The organism is Corynebacterium sp. HMSC034E11, from assembly GCF_001835905.1.
Classification (GTDB): Bacteria; Actinomycetota; Actinomycetes; order Mycobacteriales; family Mycobacteriaceae; genus Corynebacterium; species Corynebacterium coyleae.
In genome coordinates this window covers 193,554-216,427 of record NZ_KV826394.1, presented here as the reverse complement: position 1 = coordinate 216,427, position 22,874 = coordinate 193,554, and the positions used below count along the sequence as shown (strand labels likewise).

Annotated in this window: 25 protein-coding genes; 14 read left to right on the top strand and 11 right to left on the bottom strand. The window is 62.4% G+C overall.

Going from position 1 to position 22,874, the window contains the following annotated elements:
- The first annotated feature begins 27 nt into the window (after positions 1–27).
- The gene (locus HMPREF2690_RS05045) at positions 28–3,024 is read left to right on the top strand and encodes an FtsK/SpoIIIE family DNA translocase (protein WP_070483843.1); all 2,997 of its coding nucleotides are present in this window, start codon (positions 28–30) and stop codon (positions 3,022–3,024) included.
- A 59-nt stretch (positions 3,025–3,083) separates the two neighbouring features.
- Here the strand turns inward: HMPREF2690_RS05045 and HMPREF2690_RS05040 are convergent, their stop codons facing one another.
- Positions 3,084–4,133: an HNH endonuclease signature motif containing protein gene (locus tag HMPREF2690_RS05040; RefSeq protein WP_070820315.1), complete on the bottom strand. Its 1,050-nt coding sequence runs from the start codon at positions 4,131–4,133 to the stop codon at positions 3,084–3,086.
- A gap of 261 nt (positions 4,134–4,394) precedes the next feature.
- Between HMPREF2690_RS05040 and HMPREF2690_RS05035 the strand changes: the two genes are divergently transcribed.
- Positions 4,395–5,570, top strand: a complete 1,176-nt coding sequence (locus HMPREF2690_RS05035; RefSeq protein ID WP_070820314.1) for a TerC family protein — start codon at positions 4,395–4,397, stop codon at positions 5,568–5,570.
- Here the strand turns inward: HMPREF2690_RS05035 and HMPREF2690_RS05030 are convergent.
- Positions 5,567–5,851 carry a YciI family protein gene (locus HMPREF2690_RS05030; protein WP_070422311.1) on the bottom strand — a complete coding sequence of 95 codons (285 nt, stop codon included), beginning with the start codon at positions 5,849–5,851 and terminating at the stop codon, positions 5,567–5,569. The genes HMPREF2690_RS05035 and HMPREF2690_RS05030 overlap by 4 nt on opposite strands.
- A 49-nt stretch (positions 5,852–5,900) precedes the next feature.
- Between HMPREF2690_RS05030 and pgsA the strand changes: the two genes are divergently transcribed.
- From pgsA to HMPREF2690_RS05010, 4 genes are all read left to right on the top strand, one after another.
- Complete coding sequence (gene pgsA, locus HMPREF2690_RS05025) at positions 5,901–6,440, top strand: CDP-diacylglycerol--glycerol-3-phosphate 3-phosphatidyltransferase (RefSeq protein WP_083320324.1); 540 nt, start codon at positions 5,901–5,903, stop codon at positions 6,438–6,440.
- Positions 6,437–6,976, top strand: coding sequence for a CinA family protein (locus HMPREF2690_RS05020; protein ID WP_070422313.1), 540 nt, complete (start codon positions 6,437–6,439; stop codon positions 6,974–6,976). Before pgsA ends, HMPREF2690_RS05020 begins: the two co-directional genes overlap by 4 nt.
- A gap of 23 nt (positions 6,977–6,999) precedes the next feature.
- Entirely contained in the window at positions 7,000–7,347 is a 348-nt protein-coding gene (locus HMPREF2690_RS05015; RefSeq protein ID WP_070422314.1) for a helix-turn-helix domain-containing protein, read from the top strand.
- Positions 7,348–7,421: 74 nt separating this feature from the next.
- Positions 7,422–8,246 carry a PspA/IM30 family protein gene (locus HMPREF2690_RS05010; protein WP_070451023.1) on the top strand — a complete coding sequence of 275 codons (825 nt, stop codon included), beginning with the start codon at positions 7,422–7,424 and terminating at the stop codon, positions 8,244–8,246.
- 55 nt (positions 8,247–8,301) lie between these two features.
- On the opposite strand, the gene HMPREF2690_RS05005 is transcribed toward HMPREF2690_RS05010, so the two are convergent.
- The 3 genes from HMPREF2690_RS05005 to HMPREF2690_RS04995 are packed head-to-tail and all read right to left on the bottom strand — an operon-like array spanning position 8,302 to position 10,165.
- Positions 8,302–8,907 carry an energy-coupling factor transporter transmembrane component T family protein gene (locus HMPREF2690_RS05005; protein ID WP_070820312.1) on the bottom strand — a complete coding sequence of 202 codons (606 nt, stop codon included), beginning with the start codon at positions 8,905–8,907 and terminating at the stop codon, positions 8,302–8,304.
- Entirely contained in the window at positions 8,904–9,593 is a 690-nt protein-coding gene (locus HMPREF2690_RS05000) for an energy-coupling factor ABC transporter ATP-binding protein (RefSeq protein ID WP_070771414.1), read from the bottom strand. The genes HMPREF2690_RS05005 and HMPREF2690_RS05000 overlap by 4 nt, the downstream gene beginning before the upstream one ends.
- Before the next feature lie 5 nt (positions 9,594–9,598).
- The gene (locus tag HMPREF2690_RS04995; RefSeq protein WP_070422318.1) at positions 9,599–10,165 is read right to left on the bottom strand and encodes a biotin transporter BioY; all 567 of its coding nucleotides are present in this window, start codon (positions 10,163–10,165) and stop codon (positions 9,599–9,601) included.
- Between the two features lie 58 nt (positions 10,166–10,223).
- On the opposite strand from HMPREF2690_RS04995, the gene HMPREF2690_RS04990 reads away from it, so the two are divergent.
- The 3 genes from HMPREF2690_RS04990 to recX all read left to right on the top strand — a co-directional run bounded on the left by HMPREF2690_RS04990 (position 10,224) and on the right by recX (position 12,352).
- Positions 10,224–10,439: a DUF3046 domain-containing protein gene (locus tag HMPREF2690_RS04990; RefSeq protein ID WP_070422319.1), complete on the top strand. Its 216-nt coding sequence runs from the start codon at positions 10,224–10,226 to the stop codon at positions 10,437–10,439.
- Positions 10,440–10,639: 200 nt separating this feature from the next.
- Entirely contained in the window at positions 10,640–11,761 is a 1,122-nt protein-coding gene (gene recA, locus HMPREF2690_RS04985) for a recombinase RecA (protein WP_070422320.1), read from the top strand.
- A gap of 3 nt (positions 11,762–11,764) precedes the next feature.
- Complete coding sequence (recX, locus tag HMPREF2690_RS04980) at positions 11,765–12,352, top strand: recombination regulator RecX (protein WP_070771413.1); 588 nt, start codon at positions 11,765–11,767, stop codon at positions 12,350–12,352.
- A 27-nt stretch (positions 12,353–12,379) separates the two neighbouring features.
- On the opposite strand, the gene HMPREF2690_RS04975 is transcribed toward recX, so the two are convergent.
- The 4 genes from HMPREF2690_RS04975 to gluA form a co-directional block, all read right to left on the bottom strand.
- Positions 12,380–13,333 carry an amino acid ABC transporter permease gene (locus HMPREF2690_RS04975; protein WP_070820311.1) on the bottom strand — a complete coding sequence of 318 codons (954 nt, stop codon included), beginning with the start codon at positions 13,331–13,333 and terminating at the stop codon, positions 12,380–12,382.
- Entirely contained in the window at positions 13,333–14,019 is a 687-nt protein-coding gene (locus HMPREF2690_RS04970; RefSeq protein WP_070422323.1) for an amino acid ABC transporter permease, read from the bottom strand. Before HMPREF2690_RS04970 ends, HMPREF2690_RS04975 begins: the two co-directional genes overlap by 1 nt.
- An 85-nt stretch (positions 14,020–14,104) precedes the next feature.
- Positions 14,105–14,977, bottom strand: coding sequence for a glutamate ABC transporter substrate-binding protein (locus HMPREF2690_RS04965; protein ID WP_070816265.1), 873 nt, complete (start codon positions 14,975–14,977; stop codon positions 14,105–14,107).
- Positions 14,978–15,008: 31 nt separating this feature from the next.
- Entirely contained in the window at positions 15,009–15,737 is a 729-nt protein-coding gene (gluA, locus tag HMPREF2690_RS04960; RefSeq protein WP_168167285.1) for a glutamate ABC transporter ATP-binding protein GluA, read from the bottom strand.
- Between the two features lie 129 nt (positions 15,738–15,866).
- On the opposite strand from gluA, the gene miaB reads away from it, so the two are divergent.
- Together miaB and HMPREF2690_RS04950 are read left to right on the top strand one after the other, a co-directional pair.
- Entirely contained in the window at positions 15,867–17,396 is a 1,530-nt protein-coding gene (gene miaB / locus HMPREF2690_RS04955) for a tRNA (N6-isopentenyl adenosine(37)-C2)-methylthiotransferase MiaB (protein WP_070483827.1), read from the top strand.
- A gap of 17 nt (positions 17,397–17,413) precedes the next feature.
- A complete protein-coding gene (locus HMPREF2690_RS04950) occupies positions 17,414–18,034 on the top strand; it encodes an Rv2732c family membrane protein (protein ID WP_070451032.1) in 621 nt (206 codons plus the stop codon).
- Here HMPREF2690_RS04950 and HMPREF2690_RS04945 read toward each other — a convergent pair.
- Both HMPREF2690_RS04945 and HMPREF2690_RS04940 read right to left on the bottom strand, forming a co-directional pair.
- Positions 18,031–19,101: a GNAT family N-acetyltransferase gene (locus HMPREF2690_RS04945; protein WP_070820310.1), complete on the bottom strand. Its 1,071-nt coding sequence runs from the start codon at positions 19,099–19,101 to the stop codon at positions 18,031–18,033. The two genes, HMPREF2690_RS04950 and HMPREF2690_RS04945, sit on opposite strands and share 4 nt — an antisense overlap.
- Positions 19,101–20,465, bottom strand: coding sequence for a DUF349 domain-containing protein (locus HMPREF2690_RS04940; RefSeq protein WP_070820309.1), 1,365 nt, complete (start codon positions 20,463–20,465; stop codon positions 19,101–19,103). Before HMPREF2690_RS04940 ends, HMPREF2690_RS04945 begins: the two co-directional genes overlap by 1 nt.
- Before the next feature lie 130 nt (positions 20,466–20,595).
- Here HMPREF2690_RS04940 and HMPREF2690_RS04935 point away from each other — a divergent pair, with 130 nt between their 5' ends.
- The 3 genes from HMPREF2690_RS04935 to dapF are packed head-to-tail and all read left to right on the top strand — an operon-like array spanning position 20,596 to position 22,855.
- Positions 20,596–21,162, top strand: a complete 567-nt coding sequence (locus HMPREF2690_RS04935) for a hypothetical protein (protein ID WP_070820308.1) — start codon at positions 20,596–20,598, stop codon at positions 21,160–21,162.
- Complete coding sequence (gene miaA, locus HMPREF2690_RS04930) at positions 21,159–22,058, top strand: tRNA (adenosine(37)-N6)-dimethylallyltransferase MiaA (protein WP_070820307.1); 900 nt, start codon at positions 21,159–21,161, stop codon at positions 22,056–22,058. Before HMPREF2690_RS04935 ends, miaA begins: the two co-directional genes overlap by 4 nt.
- Positions 22,001–22,855, top strand: a complete 855-nt coding sequence (dapF, locus tag HMPREF2690_RS04925) for a diaminopimelate epimerase (RefSeq protein ID WP_070820306.1) — start codon at positions 22,001–22,003, stop codon at positions 22,853–22,855. Before miaA ends, dapF begins: the two co-directional genes overlap by 58 nt.
- The last annotated feature ends 19 nt before the right edge of the window (positions 22,856–22,874 follow it).

The window sequence follows — 22,874 nt, the reverse complement described above, 5'->3', positions numbered from 1 at the left end:
GTGACTTAAGGCGTTAGAGTTACACCCATGTCTGTCAAAAACACCGCACCGCGTAACTCGCGGTCTTCTTCACGCCGCTCGGCGGACGGCACCCGCTACGGCGGGCCGGTGTCGATGACACACCCGCCGACCTCTTCCACCGTGGCCGCCGACACTGCCGATGAGCGCGTCGGCTCTGCGTACAAAGTGGTCGGTAGTTCCCTCGGCGCCGCAGCCCGCGGCGTCGGTTCGTTTCTCCGGCGCGAGCCGCGCCACCATGAGCAGGAAGAAGAGAATCTGAGTACCTCACGCCGTCGCCCGCGACGCGACCAGTACGACGACCACGACGAGCTCGAACAGCGTGACGACGACCCCACGCCGCGTTCCAGCACCTTCGAGCACCACGCCGACGCATGGGGTCTTGTACTGATCGGCCTCGCGGCCGTCATCGGCGGCTCAGTGTGGTTCGATGTTGCGGGCCCGGTCGGGGATTTGATCTCCACCGGCACCCATTGGTTGATCGGTGCGGGTGCGCTGATCCTGCCGGTCGTGCTCGTCGGCGTCGCTATTGCGCTCATGCTTAACGTGCGCGCGAGCGACGAGGTTCGCGCACGCGCCGCTCTGGGCTTCAGCATCATCGCAGTGGCGATGCTTGGCCTCATCCACGTGTTTGCCGGCAACCCTTCGGCATGGGAAGACCGCCGAATCGCTGGCGGCGCGATCGGTGCCTTCACCGGTGGTTTGCTCGCTGCTGGTTTTTCCTCGTTCGTTGCCGTGCCGCTGCTGGGCTTGATCGTGCTGTACGGTGCGCTCAAAGCGACAGGTATTACGGTGCGCGAGGCCTACGACTACGTCAAGGGCCTCGTTACCGGCATGCTCAACGCAGAAGACGATGAGGACGACGACCCGTACTCGCACGTCGACGCAGACCTCGATGACATTGCAGAAGGCCGCGACCGCCCACGCCCACGCGCGTCGCGTCCAGCGCCACGTCTGATGCCTCGTCCGCGCCGCCCGCGCACGCCGATGGAGAGTTACCCCACCAACGAGGACGAAGACGACGACCTGTTCGACTTCGCCGACGACCTTAACGACACCGACGACACCGACGACACCTCCGAACCAGAACCAGAACCGGAGGCGACCACGGTCGTTCCTCGTCCGAAGCGTCGCCCCGCACCGACGTCAGCGCCGGCACCAGCGCAGACGACCCGCGCCGACAACAACCCCAACGAGACGAAGGTGTTGGAGCGCCCGGAAGAGACGTCGGATCGTCGACAAGCAGTGGCCCCCGATGCCGTCGAGACCTCGCGCGAGCAGATGGCGAAAGCCATCGCCGCACGCTCCGGCATCGACGCCTCCAAGATCCCTGCAACCACCCCAAAGTCCGAAACCCAACCACCGGCACCGAAGCAGGTACGCAAGATCCCGCAGGGCGACTACACCCTGCCCTCAACCGACTTGCTCATCCCCGGCAACCCACCGAAGACGCGCACCGAAGCCAACGACCGCATGATCGAAGCCATCACCGATGTCTTCGAAGAATTCAACGTCAACGCACAAGTCACCGGCTTCTCCCGCGGCCCGACAGTGACCCGTTACGAGGTCGAACTTGGCCCAGGTGTGAAGGTCTCCAAGATCACCAACCTGCAGTCCAACCTCGCCTATGCGGTGGCCACCGACAACGTCCGCCTGCTCACCCCGATCCCCGGCAAATCCGCCGTCGGCATCGAGGTACCCAACGCTGACCGCGAAATGGTGCGCCTGCGCGACGTGCTCGACGCACCGAACGTGGCGTCGCAGGACGATCCGATGCTCATCGGTCTGGGCAAGGACATCGAAGGCGACTTCATCGCGTCGTCGGTACAGAAGATGCCGCACCTGCTGGTTGCCGGTTCGACGGGTTCCGGTAAGTCAGCGTTCGTGAACTCCATGCTCATCTCGTTGCTCACGCGCGCCACCCCTGAGGAGGTCCGCCTCATCTTGGTGGACCCGAAGATGGTGGAACTGACCCCGTACGAGGGTATCCCGCACCTGATCACGCCGATTATCACTCAGCCGAAGAAGGCGGCCGCAGCCTTGCAGTGGTTGGTGGAGGAGATGGAGCAGCGCTATATGGACATGAAGTCCGCGCGCGTGCGCCATATCAAGGACTTCAACCGCAAGGTGCGCTCTGGTGAGCTGACGGCCCCTCCGGGGTCGGAGCGTGAGATGCGTCCGTACCCGTTCATCGTGTGTGTTGTCGACGAGTTGGCAGACCTGATGATGACGGCGCCGAAGGAAATCGAGGACTCGATCGTTCGTATCACGCAGAAGGCGCGTGCGGCCGGTATCCACTTGGTGCTTGCGACCCAGCGTCCGTCCGTGGATGTGGTGACTGGTCTGATTAAGACGAACGTGCCGTCGCGTCTTGCGTTTGCGACCTCGTCGTTGACGGACTCTCGCGTGATCCTCGACCAGGGCGGTGCCGAGAGGCTCATCGGTATGGGTGATGGTTTGTTCATCCCGCAGGGTGCCGGCAAGCCGCAGCGTATGCAGGGCGCGTTCGTTTCGGACGAGGAGATCCAGGCGGTTGTCGACGCTGCGAAGTCCCAACAGGACGAACCCGACTACGTTGAGGGCGTCACGGAGGATAAGCAGGCGGAAGCCAAGGTCATTGACGACGACATCGGTAAGGACATGGACGACCTCCTCGAGGCCGTCGAGCTGGTGGTGACCTCCCAGCTGGGTTCGACGTCGATGCTGCAGCGCAAGTTGCGTATCGGTTTCGCCAAGGCTGGCCGCCTGATGGACCTGATGGAATCTCGCGGTGTGGTCGGCCCGTCTGAGGGGTCGAAGGCTCGCGAGGTGTTGGTCAAGCCGGAGGAGTTGGAGACGATCATCTGGATGATCAAGGGCGCCGATCCGGCTGAGGCACCCAAGGACGTCATGCTTGACGACGACACCACCACCGACGGCCCTGACTCTGGCAGTGACACTGGCGGCACCGACGGCGACACCCGCACCGTCACCGCCACGTACAACCCCACTGGGGGAGCCTTCTAGCCTGTCTGAGGGTATGTCGAATAACCCGCCGTGTGCGGGTTTTCGTCGTTAAGTAGCCGCTAGCCGAAGAGTTGCTGCATTGCCCCCGCTTCGGTCACGGGAACCGGCACACCACTTGGCGAGACCCACGTCGGGGTGCCGTTGATGATTTCGATGCGCCCTCGACTGGTGTGCCAAGGGTCGTCGTCGTTGACCCGGTTGTGGTAGCTGCACAGGGGTGCGAGGTTATCCATGTTGGTTTCGCCGCCGTGCTTCCAGGCCGTGATGTGGTGAATCTCGCACGAGTCAGCTCCATGACGGCAAGAGGGGAAGGGACAACGAGGCATGAGCAGGCGTGCGAGGTCGCGCTGCTTTTGGTTGGCGAAGCGCTGTGTCCGGTAGAGGTTCACCGCCCCGGCTTGCGGGTGGAACAGGGCGATTTCGCCGAAGGTGAGATTGAGGTACTCGGCTCCGGTCATGGTGGTGCCGTCGGTAAGTACGAGGGTCACATCCTCGCCGTCGCCGGAGAGGATCTGGATGTGCTCAGGTAGCGGTGCGAGCACTATAGGGCGGGGAGCGGCGTGTGGGATGGAGGTGCCGTCGCGAAGCAGTGAGAGAAAGGCGTCAAGCATCTGCGGTGCCGCGGGCCGTGAGCTGTCCACGTGCTGGCGCAGGGCGTGCTCGAGATCCGCGATGTCTCGCTCGGAGGCGGTGACCCTCATCGTCCGCATCCCAAGGGTGGAGCAGGAGAACTTGACCTGTGCCTTCGGCATCCTCGGCGCCGTTGGTGGGATGAGGTCTTTTGCGGCCTGGCGCAGTGCGGCGAAGCTGCCGTGGACGGCGAGGAGCTTGTGGCGCACGCGCCAACGCTCGCTCTCATCGTCGATTGCAGTCAGCCGGTTCTCGATGTACGACAGCCGGTCCAAGTCGAACGCGCCAGCGCGGGCCGCCTCAAGGGCTCGGCGCTGCTGCTTGGTCCACTTTGTGGCGCCGAAGTAGACGTCGTGGATGCGGCCCCAGGCGGTCACGGTTGCTGGCCGGCAGCGGCTGGCAAGTGCGGCTGCACGGTTGAAGCCTTGCAGGCTATCCACCGTGGGTAGGTCCGCGAGGAAGGTTTCAAATGGGCTCATGCCTCGCACGTTAAACCAGTTCCGCAATGCCCGGCAGGGCCCTTGTGGATAACCGCGTTGACACATCAACAAACTGGGGTGGTTATCCACATTCGCGACACCAAAAAAGTGTGTGTATTGTGTTACCCACTTGGAGGGGAGTACCCCGGAAGTGTTCTGGATCGTCAACACGGTGTCGTCGAAAAGTGATGGCCCCGGTCCGAACAGCCCACTTGGGTGGGGGAGACCTCCGGTTGTTTCTGCTACCGGAGGATTAAACGCATGCATGTGCCGTTAAGTATATGGCTGATCACCTCTGCGGTGATCCTGGGATTTTTCATCTTTGACTTCGTCTCGCACGTGCGTACCCCGCACGAGCCGACGATGAAGGAATCGGGCGGCTGGGCCCTGTTCTACATGACCATGGCCTGCATTTTCGGCGGGATCGTGTGGTGGCTGTGGGACGGCGAACACGGCATGCAGTTCTTCACCGGCTACATCACTGAGCTGTCGCTGTCGGTGGATAACTTGTTCGTGTTCGCGCTGATCATGGGTGCGTTCAAGATCCCGCGTGCATATCAGCAAAAGGTGTTGCTGATCGGCATCGTGATCGCGCTGATCTGCCGTCTCGTATTCATTCTGCTGGGTGCCGTGATCATCGAGGCCTGGTCGGACGTGTTCTACATCTTCGCCGCCTTCCTGATCTACACCGCGATCAAGATGGTGTACGACGAGGTGACGGACCAAGAGGATCCGGATCCGAACGACATGATGGTGGTCAAGACGCTACGCAAGGTTATTCCGGTGACCAGCTCGTACCACGGAGACCGTCTCGTTTCCGCTACCCAGGCCGGCAAGCGCGCGGTTACCCCGCTGTTTGTGGCGCTGCTGTCCATCGGGTTCATCGACGTGATGTTCGCGTTCGACTCCATCCCGGCTATTTACGGCATTACCCAGGAGGCGTTCCTGGTGTTCACCGCCAACGCGTTCGCACTGCTTGGCCTGCGCCAGCTCTACTTTCTGCTCAACGGCCTGCTCGACCGCCTGGTATACCTGCCGTACGGCCTCGCGGTGGTGCTCGGCTTCATCGGCGTGAAGCTGCTGTTGCACGCGCTGCACGAGAACAACCTGTCGTTCATCAATGGCGGCGAGGGTCTCGACGTGCCGGAGGTCGGCACTGTCGCCTCGCTGCTGATCATCGTCGGCGTGCTCGCGATCACCGCGATTGCCTCGGTGATCAAGGACCGCGCTGACGTGAAGGCTGGTGTTCGTGATCCGAACGAAAACCAGTACCACATTGATTTCGACGACCACGGCAACCGCCGCAAGGTCGACCGTCACGGACACCATGTTGAGTGGATCGACGACCCGGCGACATCTGGCAAGGGCGATCACACCGCGACCGGATCGCGCGAGACCGCCCACCTCGATGTCGCGCGTGGCGGTAGGAAGGCTTAGCCGAAGATATTCATCACCGGGTTCCACTCCCGGATCTCGCGCGCTGCGAGTGCGCCGGCGGTCGTGTATGGGTCTTGATCCAGCACGGCCGCCGCATCAGCTTCAGTGGCAGTGTCGGGCAGTTGCAGGATGATCAGGGCTTGATTGACGCCGATAAAAGGGCCGGATCCCACGATGCGTCCGAGTGCGAGTTGCGAGGAGATGAATTCGCGGTGGGCGGGGCGGGTGTCGTCGACAAGCGTTTGCTCGCCGTAGGTGTAGGTTGCTGCGAAATACTTCATGGAGGGCAGTCTAGGTGGAACGCGTGAGATGGGTATGGTGGATCGCGTGATGCAAACGGATAAGCCGTCGAATTGGAATCTGCCGAATGTGTTGACGTCTCTGCGGATTCTGTTCATTCCTGTGTTCGCGTGGCTGGTGCTTTCGGAGCGCTGGTGGTGGGCGTTTGGCCTGTTTGTGGCGTTGATGATCACAGACAAGCTTGACGGGGATATTGCTCGTGCGCGGGGGCTGATTACGGATTTCGGCAAGATTGCTGATCCGATCGCGGACAAGGCGTTGATGATTACTGCGCTGGTTACGCTGAATATTGCGAGTTCGTTGCCGGTGTGGGTCACTGTGGTGATCGTGGCTCGTGAGCTGGGGATCACGGTGTGGCGTATGTGGATGTTGCGTCGCGGTCTGGTGGTGCCGGCGTCGAAGGGTGGCAAGGTGAAGACTGTCCTGCAGTCGCTGGCGGTTGGCCTGTACTTGTGTCCGTTGCCCGCATGGGCGGATACGCCGGTGTTTGTGGTGATGTTGCTCGCGGTGGCGGTCACCGTGGTTACGGGTGTGCAGTATTTGGTTGATGCAGGAAAGGCGAACAAATGACGACGGCGCAATTGCTTATCGACGAACTACGTTCCCGGAACCAAACCATCGCTTTTTGCGAGTCGCTGACTGCCGGGCTTGCTGCTGCGACCCTTGCGGACGTGCCGGGTGCTTCCGACGTACTCGTCGGCGGTTTGGTGACGTACTCGGCGGAGCTCAAAACCGAGTTGGCCCACGTTCCGGCAGAGTTGATCGAGCAAGAGGGCGTGGTCTCTGCTGCGGTGGCCCGGGAGATGGCGCGCGGTGCTCGTAGGGTGTGCGGGACGGATTGGGCGGTTGCGCTTACTGGCGTCGCAGGGCCCGGTGCGCAAGACGGTATGCCGGCTGGCACGGTGTGGATTGGGCTGGCTGGGCCGCAGTGGACGGCGTCGTCGCAAGCTGCGGAACTGCTCGATTCGGAAGCGGGCCGGTATGCGCTTGTCGATGGACATGCGACCCCTGTCCGAGTCCTCGCAGGGTCGCGCAACGAGATTCGCCGACGCGCGGTCGAAGCGGCCCTGGTTGGTGCGCTGACTGGCGTTCGGGAACAAAACTAGACCACCGATCGTTGGAGCAGCTGATGACAACTACGACTCTGCTTTACGAAGCCCCGGTAGAACTGCCGATTGCATCCGCCCCAGCGCGTGAGCCGCTGTTCCGCGAAGCCCTCGGTATGTCGCTGCGCGCTTTTCGCGCTGATAAGGGCGTAACTCTTCGCACGTTGGCGAAGGAGGCTCGCGTGTCTTCCGGCTACATCTCGGAGCTGGAGCGCGGTCGCAAGGAAGTGTCCTCTGAACTGCTTGCAGCGCTGTGCGAGGCACTGGACACCACGGTGTCTGAGGTGTTGCTGGAAGCGGTGGCGAATATGTCGCTGCATTCCTTCAACGAGGAACTCGCGGTTACCTCTCCGGCGGCTGCGGAAGCGTAACGGAGCTCACCCGACTATTGTGGGTGGAGTTTGACGCACTAACTAATGAAGATGAAAGGTCGCGGTGATTAGCCATGGCGAACCCCTTTTCCAAGTTCTGGAACTACCTGATGGCTCTCTTCGACAACAAGATCGAAGAGAACGCTGACCCGAAGATCCAGATTGAGCAGGCCATCAACGAGGCGCAGCGCCAGCACCAGGCACTGTCGCAGCAGGCTGCCGCGGTGATTGGTAACCAGCGTCAGTTGGAGATGCAGCTCAACCGTCGCCTCGAGGATGTTGAGAAGCTGCAGGCGAATGCCCGCCAGGCGCTCAAGCTTGCTGATAAGGCTCGCGGCGAGGGCAACGCGCAGAAGGCGCAGGAGTACGAAAACGCCGCGGAGGCGTTTGCGGCACAGCTGGTCACCGCTGAGCAGGGTGTGGAGGATACTAAGCAGCTCCACGACCAGGCGCTGCAGCAGGCAGCTCAGGCGAAGCAGGCTGTGGAGCGCAACGCGGCGCACCTGCAGCAGCAGGTTGCTGAGCGCTCGAAGCTCCTGTCGCAGCTGGAGCAGGCGAAGATGCAGGAGAAGGTTTCGGAGACGATGCAGTCGATGAACTCGATTACTGCGTCCGGTCCGAACTTGGATCAGGTTCGTGAGAAGATTGAGCGTCGTTACGCTAACGCGCTTGGTGCCGCCGAGTTGGCGCAGAACTCCATTCAGGGTCGTATGGCTGAGGTTGAGCAGGCCGGTATCCAGATGGCTGGTCACGGCCGCTTGGAGCAGCTGCGTGCGGAGATGGCAGGCGAGCTCACCGCTGGCAAGAAACAGGCGATTGAGCCGGGGCAGTCCGCTACCGACGCTAACGTCAGCGACGACGCGGTTGCGCAGCGCATGCGCGAACTGCGCGGCGAGTAAATCACAACGTCGAAGGCCCGAAGCACATCGCTTCGGGCCTTTTCGCTGCGTGGGGTTAGTCGACGGCGCCGCGCGCCATGAGCGCTTCACCGATCATCTTCGCCCGCCGCACGGAGCGGATGACCAGGGGAGTGCCGAACGCTAGGAGGGAGAAGCCAGCCCCGCGGGCTTTGCGGGCGTCGAGGACTTCGTTCGCGGTCGCGAGTGTCAGCGGAATCAGGCGAATGGTGAGTGCAATGGTGAGCGAGATGAGTTCGCCTGTGCGTCCCAACGGTGCGAGTGCTCGGTCGAGGGCGTCAAGGAGTTCCTGGACCGGGGTGGTCAGTGTGAGAAGGTTCGCCGCAGCGATGGTGGCAAGGAGCCCGATGAGTAGCGTCGCTGCCGATTCGACGCCGTTTTGCCACACCATGAACACGCCTAAAAAGATCAGGAAAGGCAGGAGTGGCACGAGTTGGCGCCACGCGATCTTCATGGGAATGCGTGCCCACAAGTAGAGCACCAGCACAAACCCGAGTGCGGCGGCTGCGTGCCAGGGCCGGGTGGGCAGGACAGTGACCCCGATGATGAAAGCCACCAGCAGCACGAACTTCAGAGCTGGCTGCATGCGGTGGAGCAGTGTGTCGCCGGGGATGTAGACGCCGAGGGGGAGTTCGCGGATCATGGTTTTTTATCCATGAGGTCGGTGTAGAACGCGATGGCGTCGGCGGGGTTGCTGTCGTAGACGAGTGTGCCGTCGTCGATGACGAGGACGCGTTCGAAGTCGCGCAGCATGTCCAGGTCGTGTGTGACCACGATGAGTTGCTGCTCGAGTGCGTTAAGTTCGCGCACGATTCGTTTGCGGTTGCGCAGGTCAAGCAGTGTGGTCGGCTCGTCGGCGATGATGGTGTCTGGTTCGATCACCATCACGGATGCAAGTGCGAGCATCTGTTTTTCGCCGCCCGACAGGGTGTGCGGTGAGTTTTCGGCGAGGTCGGTGAGTTCGAAGCGGGCGAGAGCGTCGTCGACACGCGATCGCACTTCGTCGCGGGGGAGTTTGAAGCGGCGAAGAGAGAAGGCGACGTCGTCGGAGACGCGTGGCATGACGATTTGGGATTCGGCGTCGGAGAAGACGAATCCGACGCGTTTGCGGACGTCGCGGCCTTGGGTGGTGGGCGAGAGGTCGTCGTAAAGCACTTGCCCTGAAGTGGGTTCGATGAGTCCGTTGATGAGGCGCACGGTGGTGGATTTGCCGGAACCGTTGGAGCCGATGATGCCGATGCGTTGCTCACTCAGGCGCGTGGTGAGTGGCTGAAGGACGGTGTTGCCGTCGTAGGTGACGGCTGCGCCTTTGAATTCGATGACGGGCATCGTGCTTATCGACGACTACCGCGCAGGTCAGGGAACGCCTGGTGCACCGCGATTGCGATGGCGATCATGAGAGCGACCTTGCCGGCGTCAGGCAGCAGGAATGGCACCTGTGCGGCCCATGCTGCGCCGAAGGACATCTCAGCGCGGGCCATGAGGCCGAATACGCCGCAGAGGTACTGGAAGAACAGGGCAACGTAGCCGGCGACGATGAGGACGCCGATCGTAGCTGCGGTGTTGCGGCGGAATGGCGCACGGTAGGCGATCAGGCCCGCGACGGTAGCGGAGACGAGGTAGCCCACAAGGTACCCCACGGTCGTGCCGCCGAGTGCGGAGATGACGGTGCGGCCGCCTGCAAGCACGGGTAGTGCGAGGCCGACCAGGAGGAAGATACCTGCGGTGAACAGGCCGCGGCGCCAGCCGAGGACGAGGCCGGCGAGGATGATGGCTGCGTTTTGCAGCACGATAGGCACGCCTGCGGCGCCGACGGGGATGGAGACGAAGCCGAGAGCGATGATGATGGCCGCGAAGACGGCGATGAGCGCAATGTCCTGCGCGGTGGAAGATTTACTCATGCGCGGCAGTGTACCTGAACGCCGTTCAATAACGCGTGTTCGGGTAGCGTGTTGAGTCATGCGTTTGACGGAGTTTCATCAACTGGTCGAGGACGAATTTGGCGCGGGTCGAGCCAAGTGGATTATCGATACGCAGGTGATACCGGGCTACGAGCGCACCGCGGCGGACATGATCGAAAGTGGTGTCGATCCCCGCGAGGCGTGGCGCGGACTCTGTGAAGCGTTTGACATTCCGGAAGAGCGCCGACTTGGCATTGACAGGCCCGGGTTTTGAATTCCCGTTCGAACACGCTTGCGTGTACAGTGTTCGGTGTCGTAGCCGCATTCTAAAGTGGCTTCTGTATCCGCCCCGAGGAACTTTCCCTGTTTTGGAGGGAACCGAAGGGTAGGCGCGTGCGTCTAATAGGCACGGACTAACACACAGTGTGGATGCGGCAACCGTCGCACCACCGACAATTTGGAGGAAAACACCACATGGCAACGAAGAAGAAGACTGCCGCTTCCGCCGCGAACTCGCGCCAGAACGCGCTCGACGCTGCGCTTGCGATGATTGAGAAGGACTTTGGCAAGGGCGCCGTCATGCGCCTGGGCGACGAGAATCGCCCGCCGATTCAGTCCATCTCTTCCGGCAACACTGCTATCGACGTTGCCCTTGGTATCGGCGGCTGGCCACGCGGCAGGGTCGTGGAGATCTACGGCCCGGAGTCGTCCGGTAAGACCACCGTTGCCCTGCATGCGATTGCGGAGGCGCAGCGCGCAGGCGGCATCGCGGCGTTCATTGATGCCGAGCACGCCCTCGACCCTGACTACGCCCGCAAGCTTGGCGTGGATACCGACAATCTGCTGGTCTCCCAGCCAGATACGGGTGAGCAGGCGCTTGAGATCGCGGACATGCTGGTGCGCTCTGGTGCTATCGACATGATCGTGATCGACTCTGTTGCAGCGCTGACCCCGAAGGCTGAAATCGAGGGCGAGATGGGTGACTCCCACGTCGGCCTCCAGGCACGTTTGATGTCGCAGGCACTGCGCAAGATGACCGGTGCGCTGTACAACTCCGGGACTACCGCGATCTTCATTAACCAGCTGCGTGAAAAGATTGGCGTGATGTTCGGCTCCCCGGAGACGACCACTGGCGGTAAGGCCTTGAAGTTCTACGCGTCGGTGCGTTGCGATGTCCGCCGTATTCAAACCCTGAAGGACGGCCAGGATTCCATCGGTAACCGCACCAGGATGAAGGTTGTGAAGAACAAGGTTTCCCCGCCGTTCAAGATCGCCGAGTTCGACATCATGTACGGCGAGGGCATCTCGCGGGAGTCCTCCATCATCGACATGGGCGTGGAAAACGGCATTGTGAAGAAGTCCGGCTCGTGGTTCACCTACGAGGGCGACCAGTTGGGGCAGGGTAAGGAAAAGGCGCGCCTGTTCCTCAAAGACAACCCGGACCTGGCCGACGAAATCGAAGACAAAATCTTCCGCGCGCTGGGTGTGGGCAAGTATGCCAATGTTGACGACGATGCCTTGTCGGATGATCCGGTGGACATGGTGCCAAACATCGACTTCGACGACGAAGACGACGCCAAGGCCGACGAGAAGTAGCCGATGGCGGACCCCGAAAAGATTGCGCGCCTCAAAGCTGCTCTCGAGGCGTACGAGCCGGGGTCGGGTTTCATCGACCACGCACATGAGGAGGCGAAGGCGCCGGTACGCAAACGCGCATTAGGGCTGCTGGATCAGCGGGCGCGCTCGCGTGAGGAGCTGCGTGGTCGGCTGATCAAGGCTGAGTTTGAGCCCATGCTTGTCGACGAAGTTCTCGACGACCTCGCCAGCTCAGGCCTGCTCAACGACGCAGCATTTGCTTCTGAGTGGGTGCGTCAGCGCGCTGCGCGTCGCGGAAAGTCTGCTCGTGCGCTCGATATGGAGCTGCGTGACAAAGGGGTGGGTAGTGCGGACCGTGCGGCTGCGCTCGAGCAGATCACAGACGACGACGAAGAGCGCATCGCCCGCGGGGTCGCCGAAAAGGCGGCGCGCAAGGTGAAACACGCACCCGAGGATCGGGCAGAGTACGACAAGTTTTTGCGCCGGATCGTTGGGGCGCTTGCCCGCCGTGGGTTTCACCAGGGGCTGGCAATGCGCCTGGGCCGGGAAGCGCTCGACGAACGCATCGCCGAGTGCGAAGCCCACGCGTGACGCGGGGTGGTGACTCCGCACGCGGGCTTAGTGTTTCTCCACGGGGTTGTCGATCTGCTGGTAGCCGGGGGCTTGCCAGTCGAGGTTGACGGTGTCCTTGGTGTCCAGGCCCACTTCCTTGCCAGCGGTGGGCACCTTGGCAAAGGGGTTGCGGCGCGCTCGGCCGGCGCGTAGTTGGCGCTCGACGCGGGTAGCGAGCATTGTCAGCGCGTAGTTGATCAGGATCATGATGATGGCCACCACGATGAGCGACGCCAAGTAGTTCCGGTTTGCAGAGGCGACCTGCGTGCCGGAGCGAACAACCTCGACGTAGCCAATTTGGTAGCCCAGGGCGGAATCCTTCAGCGCAATGACCATCTGGGAAATCAGTGCCGGGAGCATGGCTGCGACGGACTGGGGCAGCAAGATCTTGCCCATGGTTTGCCAGTGGCTAAGCCCAAGCGCCTGGGCTGCTTCCGTTTGCCCGCGGGGTAGCGATTTGATGCCGGCGCGGAGGATCTCGGCGATAACGGAGCCGTTGTAGAGCGTCAGTGCCACAACGACGGCCCAAAACGCGAGCGACGCTGGTGGAACGATCTTGTATACCGCGAAGACCTGGTACAGGAAGATCATGAGTAGCAGCACTGGAATGGCGCGGAAGAACTCGACAACCACAGCGCAGAACCCGCGTATGAGTTTGTTCGGGGCGAGCCGGCCAAGCCCGAAAAACACGCCGAAGACAATTGCGAGCAGCACCGATACGACGGCGGCCTTAATGGTGCCGACGAGGCCAGGGATGATGTATGTGGTCCAGGTGTTTCCCTGGATGAATGGGGTCCAGCGCTCAGCGTCGAGTTGGCCGTGTGTGGCTAGTTTGCTCAGTACCCACCAGCCGACGAGCAAAAGCACAGCGATGGTGATTGCGGTGTAAATGTAGTTGCGGCGTACGGCTTTGGGGCCGGGGGCGTCGTAGAGAACAGTTGCGCGGACAGAGGATGCCATTATCGTTTCACCGCCAGACGGTTAGACAGCCAGCCGATGACGAGCCCTGTTGGCAGTGTGAGCACGATGAAGCCGAGGGCGAAGATGCCGAAGATGGCGAAGAGCTGGTTTGCGTGGAATTCGATGGTGGATTTCATCAGCAGCGATGCTTCCGCGACGCCGATGACCGATGCGATCGTGGTGTTCTTCGTCAAAGCGATCAGCGTGTTGCCCAGCGGAACGATTGCTGCACGCAGAGCTTGGGGGAAGATAATCAACGAGAAGATCTGCCCGAAGCTCAGTCCGAGGGAGCGTGCGGCTTCGGCTTGTCCGAAGTGAACGGTGTTGATGCCGCTTCGGAGCGATTCGGCGACGAAGCACGAGGTGTACAAAACGAAGCCGAGGATCGCGAGGCGGAAGTTTTGGTCTGCAAGGTAGGTGCTGGATTCGCGGCTCGCGAGCTCAAGGCCAAGGTTTTGGTAGAGGCCGAACGAGCAGAACAGGATCACAAGTGTCAGCGGGGTGTTGCGCACGGTGTTGATGTAAAACGCCGACAGGTTCCGCAGGATGGCAACGGGGGAGACCCGCATAGCAGTGAGTAGGGTGCCCAGGATCATTGATCCGATGGCGGAGTAGAACGTCAGCTTGATTGTGGTCCAGAATGCTGGCCACAGTTTGGGCGCGAGATCAGCCCACATTGCATCCATGGTGGGAACTTCCAATACGTGAAGGAGATGAAGAAGGGTTGGGGCTCGGTGGCCGGGGGGGGTTCACCCAGCCACACGGCAGGTGCTACTCGACGAAGGACAGGTCGCCGACCTTGTCCTTTTCAACACCCTGGCCGCCGTCGAGGTTGTCGTTGACGAACTTGTCAAAGGAACCGTCTTCGTAAAGCGCGTTGAGTGCCTTGTTGACGGCCTCGAGTGCGCCAGCGTCTTCCTTCTTCAGGCCAACGCCGTAGTGCTCGTTGGTGAACTCTTCGCCGTCCTTCTTCAGCTCGACGACCTTGAAGTCGCCCGGGGACTGTGCGGAGTAGCCACCGAGGATGGTCGCGTCGGTGGTGAGGGCGTCGACGTTGCCGTTGCGCAGGGCTTCGACGCAGGAGGAGTAGGTGTCGTATTCCTGGAGCTGGACGCCCGGCAGGGTGTCCTTGACCTTCTGTGCCGGGGTGGAGCCGGTCACAGAGCAGAGGATGCGACCGTCGAGGGATTCGAGGCCGGTGATGTCGGCATCGTCGGAGCGTACGAGCAGGGCCTGGTGGGTCAGCAGGTAGGGGCCTCCGAAGTCGACTGCTTCGGAGCGTGACTTATTGATGGAGTAGGTCGCGGCGATTGCTGCGACTTCACCGTTTTGCAGCACGGTTTCGCGCTGTGCCGAGGGGGTTTCGCGCCAGGTGATTTCTGGATGCTCCCAGCCGTTTTCGTCGGCAATGTGGTTGACCACGTAGGTGGCGACGTCGACGTCGAGGCCGGTCATGGAGCCGTCGGCTTCGCGCAGGCCGAGGCCTGGCTGGTCGTACTTAGTGCCGAGGGTGACGTTGCCGGCCTCGATCTGCGCGAGGAGGCCTTCGGCGTCGCCAGCGGAGTCGCCGCCGCAGGCGACGAGTGTGGTGGCCGCGAGCAGAGCTGCGGCAGTGGTCGATGCGAAACGTGCGGTGCGCTTCATGGTGATTCTCCTTGTAAGAAACGTGGGTGGGTTAATGGGGCAGGATCTTGCCGAGGAAGTCTCGTGCACGGCTGGACTGCGGGTTGGTGAAGAACGACTCGGGGTCGGTGTCTTCGACGATTTCGCCATCGGCCATGAACAAGATGCGGTCGGCAACTTTGCGGGCGAAGCCCATTTCGTGGGTGACCACGACCATGGTCATGCCGCTTTCGGCGAGTTCAGCCATGACGTCGAGGACCTCGCCGACCATTTCGGGGTCGAGGGCGGAGGTGGGTTCGTCGAAAAGCATGACTTTCGGCTCCATCGCAAGGGCGCGTGCGATTGCGACGCGCTGCTGCTGGCCGCCGGAGAGCTGTGCCGGATATTTTTCTGCCTGGTTGCCGATGCCCACGCGGTCGAGCAGTTCGCGAGCGCGTGCGGTGGCGTCGGTCTTTTTCACCTTGCGGACCTTGATGGGGCCCAGGGTGACGTTGTCCAGAATGGTCAGGTGCGGAAACAGGTTGAACTGTTGGAACACCATGCCTACGTCTGAACGGAGGTGGGCCAGTTCCTTCCCTTCGGCGGGGAGGGTACGGCCGTCAATTTCGATCGTGCCTTCCTCGATGGTTTCGAGGCGGTTGATCGTCCGACACAGGGTGGACTTTCCCGATCCGGACGGTCCCAGCACTACGACTACTTGTCCGCGGGGGACTTCAAGGTTGATGTTTTGTAGTGCGTGGAAGTCGTCGAAGTACTTCTCCACACCCACCATGCGAATCATGGGTTCGGCAATCTCCTGTGTCATACAAGGCACAGTAGGCCAAAACTGTGATGCGGGTGACCAAAACTGGGAAAGTGTTTGTCATTTGCGGTTAGGTTTGGGCGCTTTGCCTGGTTAGACTGTCTCGCCGTGACTACGGCAAATACCTCTGAAAACACCACTTCGCGCACCTATGAGGTGCGGACGTTCGGCTGCCAGATGAACGTGCACGATTCTGAGCGTCTTTCGGGTCTGCTCGAGGATGCTGGGTACGTGGCGGCAGACGAGGGGACTGAGCCCGACCTGGTGGTCTTCAATACCTGTGCGGTGCGTGAAAACGCGGATCAGCGCCTGTATGGCTCGCTCGGACAGTTGAAGAACACGAAGGCGAATCATCCGGGCATGCAGATTGCGGTCGGCGGGTGTTTGGCGCAGAAGGATCGCGACACGGTGATTGAGAAGGCACCGTGGGTCGACGCCGTCTTTGGCACGCACAACATCTCCGCATTGCCGGCGTTGCTCGATCGCGCACGGGTGGAGGACGAAGCCCAGGTTGAGATTGTTGAGTCGCTCGAGGTGTTTCCGTCTGTCCTGCCGGCGAAGCGCGAGTCTGCCTACGCCGGTTGGGTGTCTGTGTCGGTGGGCTGCAATAACACGTGTACGTTCTGCATCGTGCCGTCGTTGCGTGGTAAGGAGCAGGATCGCCGCCCGGGCGATATTTTGGCGGAGGTGCAGGCGCTCGTCGATCAGGGTGTGTCCGAGGTGACGCTGCTTGGTCAGAATGTGAATGCGTATGGCGTGAACTTTGTCGACGAGGACATGGAGCGCGACCGTTCTGCGTTCTCCAAGCTCTTGCGTGCCTGTGGCGATATCGAGGGCTTGGAGCGTGTGCGTTTTACGTCGCCGCACCCGGCGGAGTTCACCTCGGATGTGATTGACGCGATGGTGGAGACTCCGAATGTGTGCCCGCAGCTGCATATGCCGTTGCAGTCGGGTTCCGACAAGGTGCTTAAGGACATGCGCCGGTCGTACCGGTCGAAGAAGTTCCTTGGGATTTTGGATGAGGTGCGTGAGAAGCTTCCGCACGCTTCCATCACCACTGACATCATTGTCGGCTTCCCGGGTGAGACTGAGGAGGATTTTCAGGCCACGCTTGATGTGGTGGAGAAGGCTCGTTTCACTTCTGCGTTTACGTTCCAGTATTCGCCGCGTCCGGGCACGCCGGCTGCGGAGATGGAGCAGCAGATTCCGAAGGCTGTGGTGCAGGAGCGTTTCGAGCGTTTGCTTGCGCTGCAGGATCGCATTAGTGCCGAGGAGAACGAGAAGATGATCGGCACGGAGCAGGAGTTGCTTGTGCAAGCGGGTGGCGGACGTAAGAATGATCGCACGCACCGCATGTCGGGTCGCGCTCGCGATGGCCGCCTGGTGCACTTCGCGGTTGAGGGTGACATTGATGGCGAGATCCGCCCGGGCGATTACGTCACTGTCACCATCACTGAGTCCAAGCCGCACTTCCTTATCGCAGATTCTGGGGTGCGTGATCACCGTCGTACGAAGGCCGGCGACAATTCGGCGGCGGGCCAGGTGCCGACGACTGCACCTGTCGGCGTGGGGCTTGGCTTACCGACGATCGGTCAACCGCCCAAGCAGCCCACCGGCGATTCGTCCTGCGGCTGCTAGGGGCTACAGTGGCTGCTATGACGCAGCAGGATTCGCAGACGTTGGCTCGCGCGGAGAAGTCCGCCGCTTCGCAGATCACGATGGGGGCGAAACGGTGGGTGCTCGCCGCGTGTGCGGTGGTGTACCTCGTGGCGTTGGTGTTGCCGTTTGCAGGTGGGGTGGCCGGTTGGCAGGTTTTGGGGCTGACCCAGGCGTCGCGCGATGCGCGCACTTCGGTGGCGGAGTACTTGTTTGTGTGGTTTTCCTTCATCGGTGTTGGGGTTTTGACATCGCTCGCAGTTGCTTTGCGACGATTCGCCGTCACCTTGCCTGCCTGGATGGTCACAACGGTCTCTGCCGTGTTTTCCATCCTCGGCATTTGGTTGCGCAACCAAAGTGCTCCGGAAACCTCACGCGACATCGGCTACTACCTGGCCATGTTGGCTGTGTTCGTTGCGGTGTTCACGCTGTTCCCGCTGATCCTGTCTCGCTCTGAGGCACAGGTGAAGGTGGCCGACGAGCGCGCGAAGGTGCAGCAGCGCGACGACGTGGCGTTGCTGCAGCAGTCGGCGACGCATCAGGCGAACGCGCACGAGGAGAACCCGTTGCTTGTGGACGACCGCCGCGCCCGTGCCGCCGAGCGCCACCGCAATATTTAGAGCTTTTGCCAACCGGTCGTCGCGGATACTACTTCCGCGGCGACCGTTTTCATGATGGCGGCTGCTGGCGCGGAGTCGGCGGGGTAGGAGCAGTACACCGTCTCCAAGTCTTCCCAGGTTGCGTGTGCTCGCTCGAGTGAAGCGCGCAGCAGGGATTTGCCGATGCCACGGCCGCGGTGCTCTGGCAGGACGTAGACAAGACCGAGTTCGCAGACCTTCGGGTCGTCGGCGTGGAAGCGCACGACTTCGCAGAGCCCGACGATGACGCCGTCGACGTAGGCCAGCCCGGTCAGTTGCGAGCCGCCTCGGTCTTGCAGCCTCGCGCCGGCGTCGCGGATGCGCTCAAGGTCCCAATTGATCGTGTCCATCACCAGGTCGCCGCGAGGGTAGTCGCGCGATGCCGCGGTGAGCAGACGGGAGAACTGCTCTACCTCGTCGGCGCCTGCTTTACGTTTGGAGAAGAACCCTGGGCCTTCGATGACTGCGAACTCGGCGGCCACAGTACGAGGCAGGGCATCCAGTGCGGTGATCTCGAACGTGGCCTGGTCTTCCCGGAAGGCCGCCGTGTAGCCGGCTTCGGTCAACGCGGGGGATGCCGGAGCGTCGGGCAGGTGTGTGACCCAGAGTTGGCGGATGGGGCGTTCGAGGCGGGTGGAGAGGTCGTCGAGAAGCAACAGCGCTGCGGCCCACGGTTCGGGCGGTTCATCTTCGCCGGGCAGGGGCGCGATCTCGGCGTCGAAGGTGAAGTTCGCTTCGATCACGCGACGGTCTTCGAGCAAAGGCAGGGAGATGAAGAGCCAGGCGTCGGTGTGGTCGAGGTCATCGTCGAAAAGTTCGCGGTAGCCCAAATCCGTCACAGGGCGGGGTGCCTGCTGGGAGGTGAGCGCGAAGAGGATTGCTTCCGACTCGGCGGACGGCTCGAGGCGCTTCGCAATGTGCGATGCGGACACACCAGAGGTGGCAAGGCCTGTGATGTCCTGGATGGCGAGCGTGGCGGAAAATGCGTAACCCCCGACCACTGCCTCCGATGAGTTGGGCCGGGGGACGTACTGCTGTGGTGTGAGCACTAGCCCTCGTTCACGGCCTTCGCGGCAACGTCGGCGAACTCCTGCCACTGCTTCGCCTGTTCACGCAGCGTTGCTGCCTTGGCGGCGTTGCCTTTGGCCTCCGCCTCCTGGGCCTGGCGCTCGAAGTCGTCGGCCTTGACCTGGAACTGGTTGACCTTGTCCTGCTGGGCAGGGTTGGTCTTGCGCCAGCGGGAGTCTTCGGCCTCGGAGACGCGTTGTTCGATGCGGGCGATCTTGTCCTCGTATTCGCGGACGCGACCACGGGGGACGAAGCCGATCTCGTCCCACTTGTCTTGCAGTTCGCGTAGTTTCGCCTTTGCGGCGCCGAGGCCCTTGGCGGGGTCGATCTGTGCGTCGTACTCAGCGATGAGCGCATCCTTGGCTTCCGCGTTGGCCTCGAATTCGCGGTCGCGCTCGGCGTTGACGGCGTTGCGGGCTTCGAAGAAGTGGTCCTGGGCTGCGCGGAAGCGCTCCCAGAGCTTGTCGTCTACCTCGCGTGGGGCGCGGCCGGCGGCCTTCCATTCCGTCATCAGGTCGCGGTAGGCGCGGGCGGTGCTGCCCCAATCCGTGGAGTCCTTGAGAGCCTCGGCGCGGTCGACGAGTTCTTCCTTGACCTTCTTGGCTTGGGCGCGGTTGCGGTCCAACTCGGCGAAGTGGGCGCCGCGGCGGCGGTTGAAGCTGTCGCGGGCGCGGGAGTAGCGCTTCCACAGCTCGTCGTCGGTTGCGCGGTCGATGCCGCGGATGCCGCGCCACTCCTCGAGGATGTCGCGGATGCGGTCGCCGGCGCGCTTCCATTCGGTGGAGTTTTCCGCCAGGTCTTCGGCCTCGGCGGCGAGGGCTTCCTTGCGGGCGATCGCTGCCTTACGTCGCTCCGCCTTTTGCTCCTTGGCCTGCTCGCGGGCATCGGCGGATGCGGCGATGGCAGCATCGAGGCGGGCTTCGACGGCGTCGAGGTCGCCGATTACTGCGGCGTCGTCAAGCGAGGCTTTCAGCGCTTCGGCGGATTTGCGGATCGCGTCTGCGTCTTCCGGGTGAGCGCGCAGGCGGGTCTCGATGAGTTCGACTTCGGTAACCAGGTCGTCGTAACGCTGCCCGTAGTGTGCGAGGCCTTCCTCGGGCGTACCTGCCTGCCAGGACGCGATCTGGCGTTCAGTGCCGCCGCGGGTGAGGAAGACGTTGCCCTCGGCATCAACACGGCCAAACTTCGACGGATCCGACGGCGTACGCGCCGGAACAGGCGCCGGTGTCACTGACGGGGCGGCAGGCGCCGCGGCCGGGCGTGGCCGAGGCTTCGGACCCTTCTTCGCCATGGCGGCAGGCGAGGGGATCTTGCCAGAGGTGTTGGTGGGGTTCGACTCGGTCATAGTGGTCGTCCTTTCCGCGGCATAGGCCGCACTGTGCCGCGCGTCGCGGCTGCCTTTGCGCAATGCATGCGATCGTACAGCCACACACATCGCTGCGGGGTGATTTGGGTCTCTGGGTAGGGTTGAGCGGGTGAGAGCAAACCTTTGGATCATCCCCGGATCGCCTGCGTTGGCGCTCTCGCCCCACGACGACGCCTCGCAGCGCCTCCTGGCCGTCACCCGTGCGTTGGCGGAAACTGCAGGTGGCCGCGCCATCGACATCGTCTGCTCGCTCGACGAGCAGTGGCACACGGCGCACACGGGGTCGTTTCGTGCCTGGGGCGGCCCTGACATCACGGTGCGTAGTGGGAACCACTTAGGAGAGCTGGTCGCTAGGTTTGCGCTGGGGGACCCGGAGGTTCGCGAGGTACGTTCGCGCATTGACGACCCTGACCTCGCCGCCATCACCGTTGTCGTCGTCGACGGGCCTGCGGGGTTAACTCCGCGCGCCCCGCTGGCCTTGGTTCCCGGCGCGCCGGAGACGCACGAGGCCATTGTGCGGTGGTTGGACGGTGGTGAAGCTGTGCTCGTCGATACGCAGGTGCTCGAACCGGAACTGTGGCGCGAACTCGCAGGACTTGAGCGCAAGGATGCGCGGTTGATCGATGCCGATGACACGCTGGGTGTCGGACGGTATGTAGCGGAGTGGAGCGTATGAATCCCATTGCAGTTGTAGGGCCCACTGCCAGCGGCAAGTCCGCGCTTGGCATTGCGCTGGCGCACGAGTTCGGCGGGGAAGTGGTCAACGTTGATTCGATGCAGCTCTACCGGGGCATGGACATCGGCACCGCGAAGTTACCGGTGGAGGAGCGCGGAGGCATTCCGCACCACCTGCTGGATATTTGGGATGTGACCAAGACCGCCTCCGTCGCGGAATACCAGAAGCTTGCCGTGGCCACGGTTGAGGAGATCATGGCGCGTGACAAGGTACCGGTGCTGGTGGGCGGTTCGATGCTGTATGTGCAATCGCTTATCGACGCCTGGTCCTTCCCGCCCACCGACCCCACCGTGCGCGCCCGCTACGAAGCGCGTCTGGGGGAGATCGGCGTCGACGCGCTGCACGCCGAACTCGCCGAGGTCGATCCGGAAGCAGCCAGCATCATCGAGGACAAAGACCCGCGACGTACCGTGCGCGCCCTCGAAGTCATCGAATTGACCGGCAAACCGTTCAAGGCTTCCCAACCGCCGAAAAATGCCCCTCCACGTTGGGGCACGCGCATCCTTGGCCTGCGCACGAACGCCGAGTGGCTCAACCCCCGCATCGAGCTGCGCACCCGCACGATGTTCGAGCATGGGCTTATCGACGAAACCCGCGCCCTGGTCACAGACGGCCTCGTCCGCAATTCCACTGCCGGGCGAGCCATCGGCTACGCGCAGGTCCTCGCCATGTTCGACGGGGAACTCACCGAAGAACAAGCACTCGAACAGACCATCACCGGCACGCGCCGCTACGTGCGCCGGCAACGCTCCTGGTTTAATCGCGACCCGCGCACGGTATGGCTCGACGCCGCCGATTCGAACGTGGTGGATCTCGCGTTAGACTCGCTGCCGTGAAGTTCCTGAAAGCACATGCCACCGAAAACGATTTCGTCATCCTGATCGACGTCGACGACCAACTCGACATCACCCCTGAGCAGGTCGCCTTCCTGTGCGACCGCCGAGCCGGCGTCGGCGGCGACGGCCTGCTGCGCGTGGTGCGTCGCGACGGTATGTGGTTCATGGACTACCGAAACGCCGACGGCTCCATCGCCGAGATGTGTGGCAACGGCATCCGTGCCTTCTCCCATGTGCTCGTCGCCGAAGGGCTTGAAGATGCCCGCGAGTTCGACGTGGACACCCGCGCCGGTGTCAAGCACATCCGGGTGCTTGAAGCTGATGACGCCAACGCCGTCGTCTCCGTCGGCATGGGGGCGGTTCAGGTCACCGGTGTATCCACCGCATCGATGGGGGAGAACCAGTTCGCTGGCATTGGCGTGGACGTGGGCAACCCACACCTCGCCTGCGTGATCCCGAGTCTCACACCTGAAGGGCTTGCGGAAATGGATTTTGTCGCCCCGACCTTCGACCCCGAGTTCTTCCCCGAAGGCGTCAACGTCGAAGTGCTTACCGAACTTCGCGACGGCGAGGCGCACATGCGCGTCTGGGAGCGCGGCGTCGGGGAGACCCGCTCCTGCGGCACCGGCACGGTTGCCGCAGCTCAGGCAGTGCTTGCAGACGCCGGAATTGAAAACGGTGCCGTCACCATCAACGTCCCCGGTGGCGCCGTCAAGGTCGAGCTCAACGACGGTGTAGCCACCATGACCGGCCCGGCCACCATCGTGTTCCGTGGAGAGCTGGCCCGCGAACTTTAACGAGCAGTTTTTGTAAACC

What these genes read in the sequence shown, in the direction of transcription:
- HMPREF2690_RS05045 (WP_070483843.1), top strand. Translation starts at nt 28, where the DNA reads ATGTCTGTCAAAAACACCGCACCGCGTAACTCGCGGTCTTCTTCACGC.
- HMPREF2690_RS05040 (WP_070820315.1), bottom strand. Translation starts at nt 4,133, where the DNA reads ATGAGCCCATTTGAAACCTTCCTCGCGGACCTACCCACGGTGGATAGC.
- HMPREF2690_RS05035 (WP_070820314.1), top strand. Translation starts at nt 4,395, where the DNA reads ATGCATGTGCCGTTAAGTATATGGCTGATCACCTCTGCGGTGATCCTG.
- HMPREF2690_RS05030 (WP_070422311.1), bottom strand. Translation starts at nt 5,851, where the DNA reads ATGAAGTATTTCGCAGCAACCTACACCTACGGCGAGCAAACGCTTGTC.
- pgsA (WP_083320324.1), top strand. Translation starts at nt 5,901, where the DNA reads ATGCAAACGGATAAGCCGTCGAATTGGAATCTGCCGAATGTGTTGACG.
- HMPREF2690_RS05020 (WP_070422313.1), top strand. Translation starts at nt 6,437, where the DNA reads ATGACGACGGCGCAATTGCTTATCGACGAACTACGTTCCCGGAACCAA.
- HMPREF2690_RS05015 (WP_070422314.1), top strand. Translation starts at nt 7,000, where the DNA reads ATGACAACTACGACTCTGCTTTACGAAGCCCCGGTAGAACTGCCGATT.
- HMPREF2690_RS05010 (WP_070451023.1), top strand. Translation starts at nt 7,422, where the DNA reads ATGGCGAACCCCTTTTCCAAGTTCTGGAACTACCTGATGGCTCTCTTC.
- HMPREF2690_RS05005 (WP_070820312.1), bottom strand. Translation starts at nt 8,907, where the DNA reads ATGATCCGCGAACTCCCCCTCGGCGTCTACATCCCCGGCGACACACTG.
- HMPREF2690_RS05000 (WP_070771414.1), bottom strand. Translation starts at nt 9,593, where the DNA reads ATGCCCGTCATCGAATTCAAAGGCGCAGCCGTCACCTACGACGGCAAC.
- HMPREF2690_RS04995 (WP_070422318.1), bottom strand. Translation starts at nt 10,165, where the DNA reads ATGAGTAAATCTTCCACCGCGCAGGACATTGCGCTCATCGCCGTCTTC.
- HMPREF2690_RS04990 (WP_070422319.1), top strand. Translation starts at nt 10,224, where the DNA reads ATGCGTTTGACGGAGTTTCATCAACTGGTCGAGGACGAATTTGGCGCG.
- recA (WP_070422320.1), top strand. Translation starts at nt 10,640, where the DNA reads ATGGCAACGAAGAAGAAGACTGCCGCTTCCGCCGCGAACTCGCGCCAG.
- recX (WP_070771413.1), top strand. Translation starts at nt 11,765, where the DNA reads ATGGCGGACCCCGAAAAGATTGCGCGCCTCAAAGCTGCTCTCGAGGCG.
- HMPREF2690_RS04975 (WP_070820311.1), bottom strand. Translation starts at nt 13,333, where the DNA reads ATGGCATCCTCTGTCCGCGCAACTGTTCTCTACGACGCCCCCGGCCCC.
- HMPREF2690_RS04970 (WP_070422323.1), bottom strand. Translation starts at nt 14,019, where the DNA reads ATGGATGCAATGTGGGCTGATCTCGCGCCCAAACTGTGGCCAGCATTC.
- HMPREF2690_RS04965 (WP_070816265.1), bottom strand. Translation starts at nt 14,977, where the DNA reads ATGAAGCGCACCGCACGTTTCGCATCGACCACTGCCGCAGCTCTGCTC.
- gluA (WP_168167285.1), bottom strand. Translation starts at nt 15,737, where the DNA reads ATGATTCGCATGGTGGGTGTGGAGAAGTACTTCGACGACTTCCACGCA.
- HMPREF2690_RS04950 (WP_070451032.1), top strand. Translation starts at nt 17,414, where the DNA reads ATGACGCAGCAGGATTCGCAGACGTTGGCTCGCGCGGAGAAGTCCGCC.
- HMPREF2690_RS04940 (WP_070820309.1), bottom strand. Translation starts at nt 20,465, where the DNA reads ATGACCGAGTCGAACCCCACCAACACCTCTGGCAAGATCCCCTCGCCT.
- miaA (WP_070820307.1), top strand. Translation starts at nt 21,159, where the DNA reads ATGAATCCCATTGCAGTTGTAGGGCCCACTGCCAGCGGCAAGTCCGCG.
- dapF (WP_070820306.1), top strand. Translation starts at nt 22,001, where the DNA reads ATGGCTCGACGCCGCCGATTCGAACGTGGTGGATCTCGCGTTAGACTC.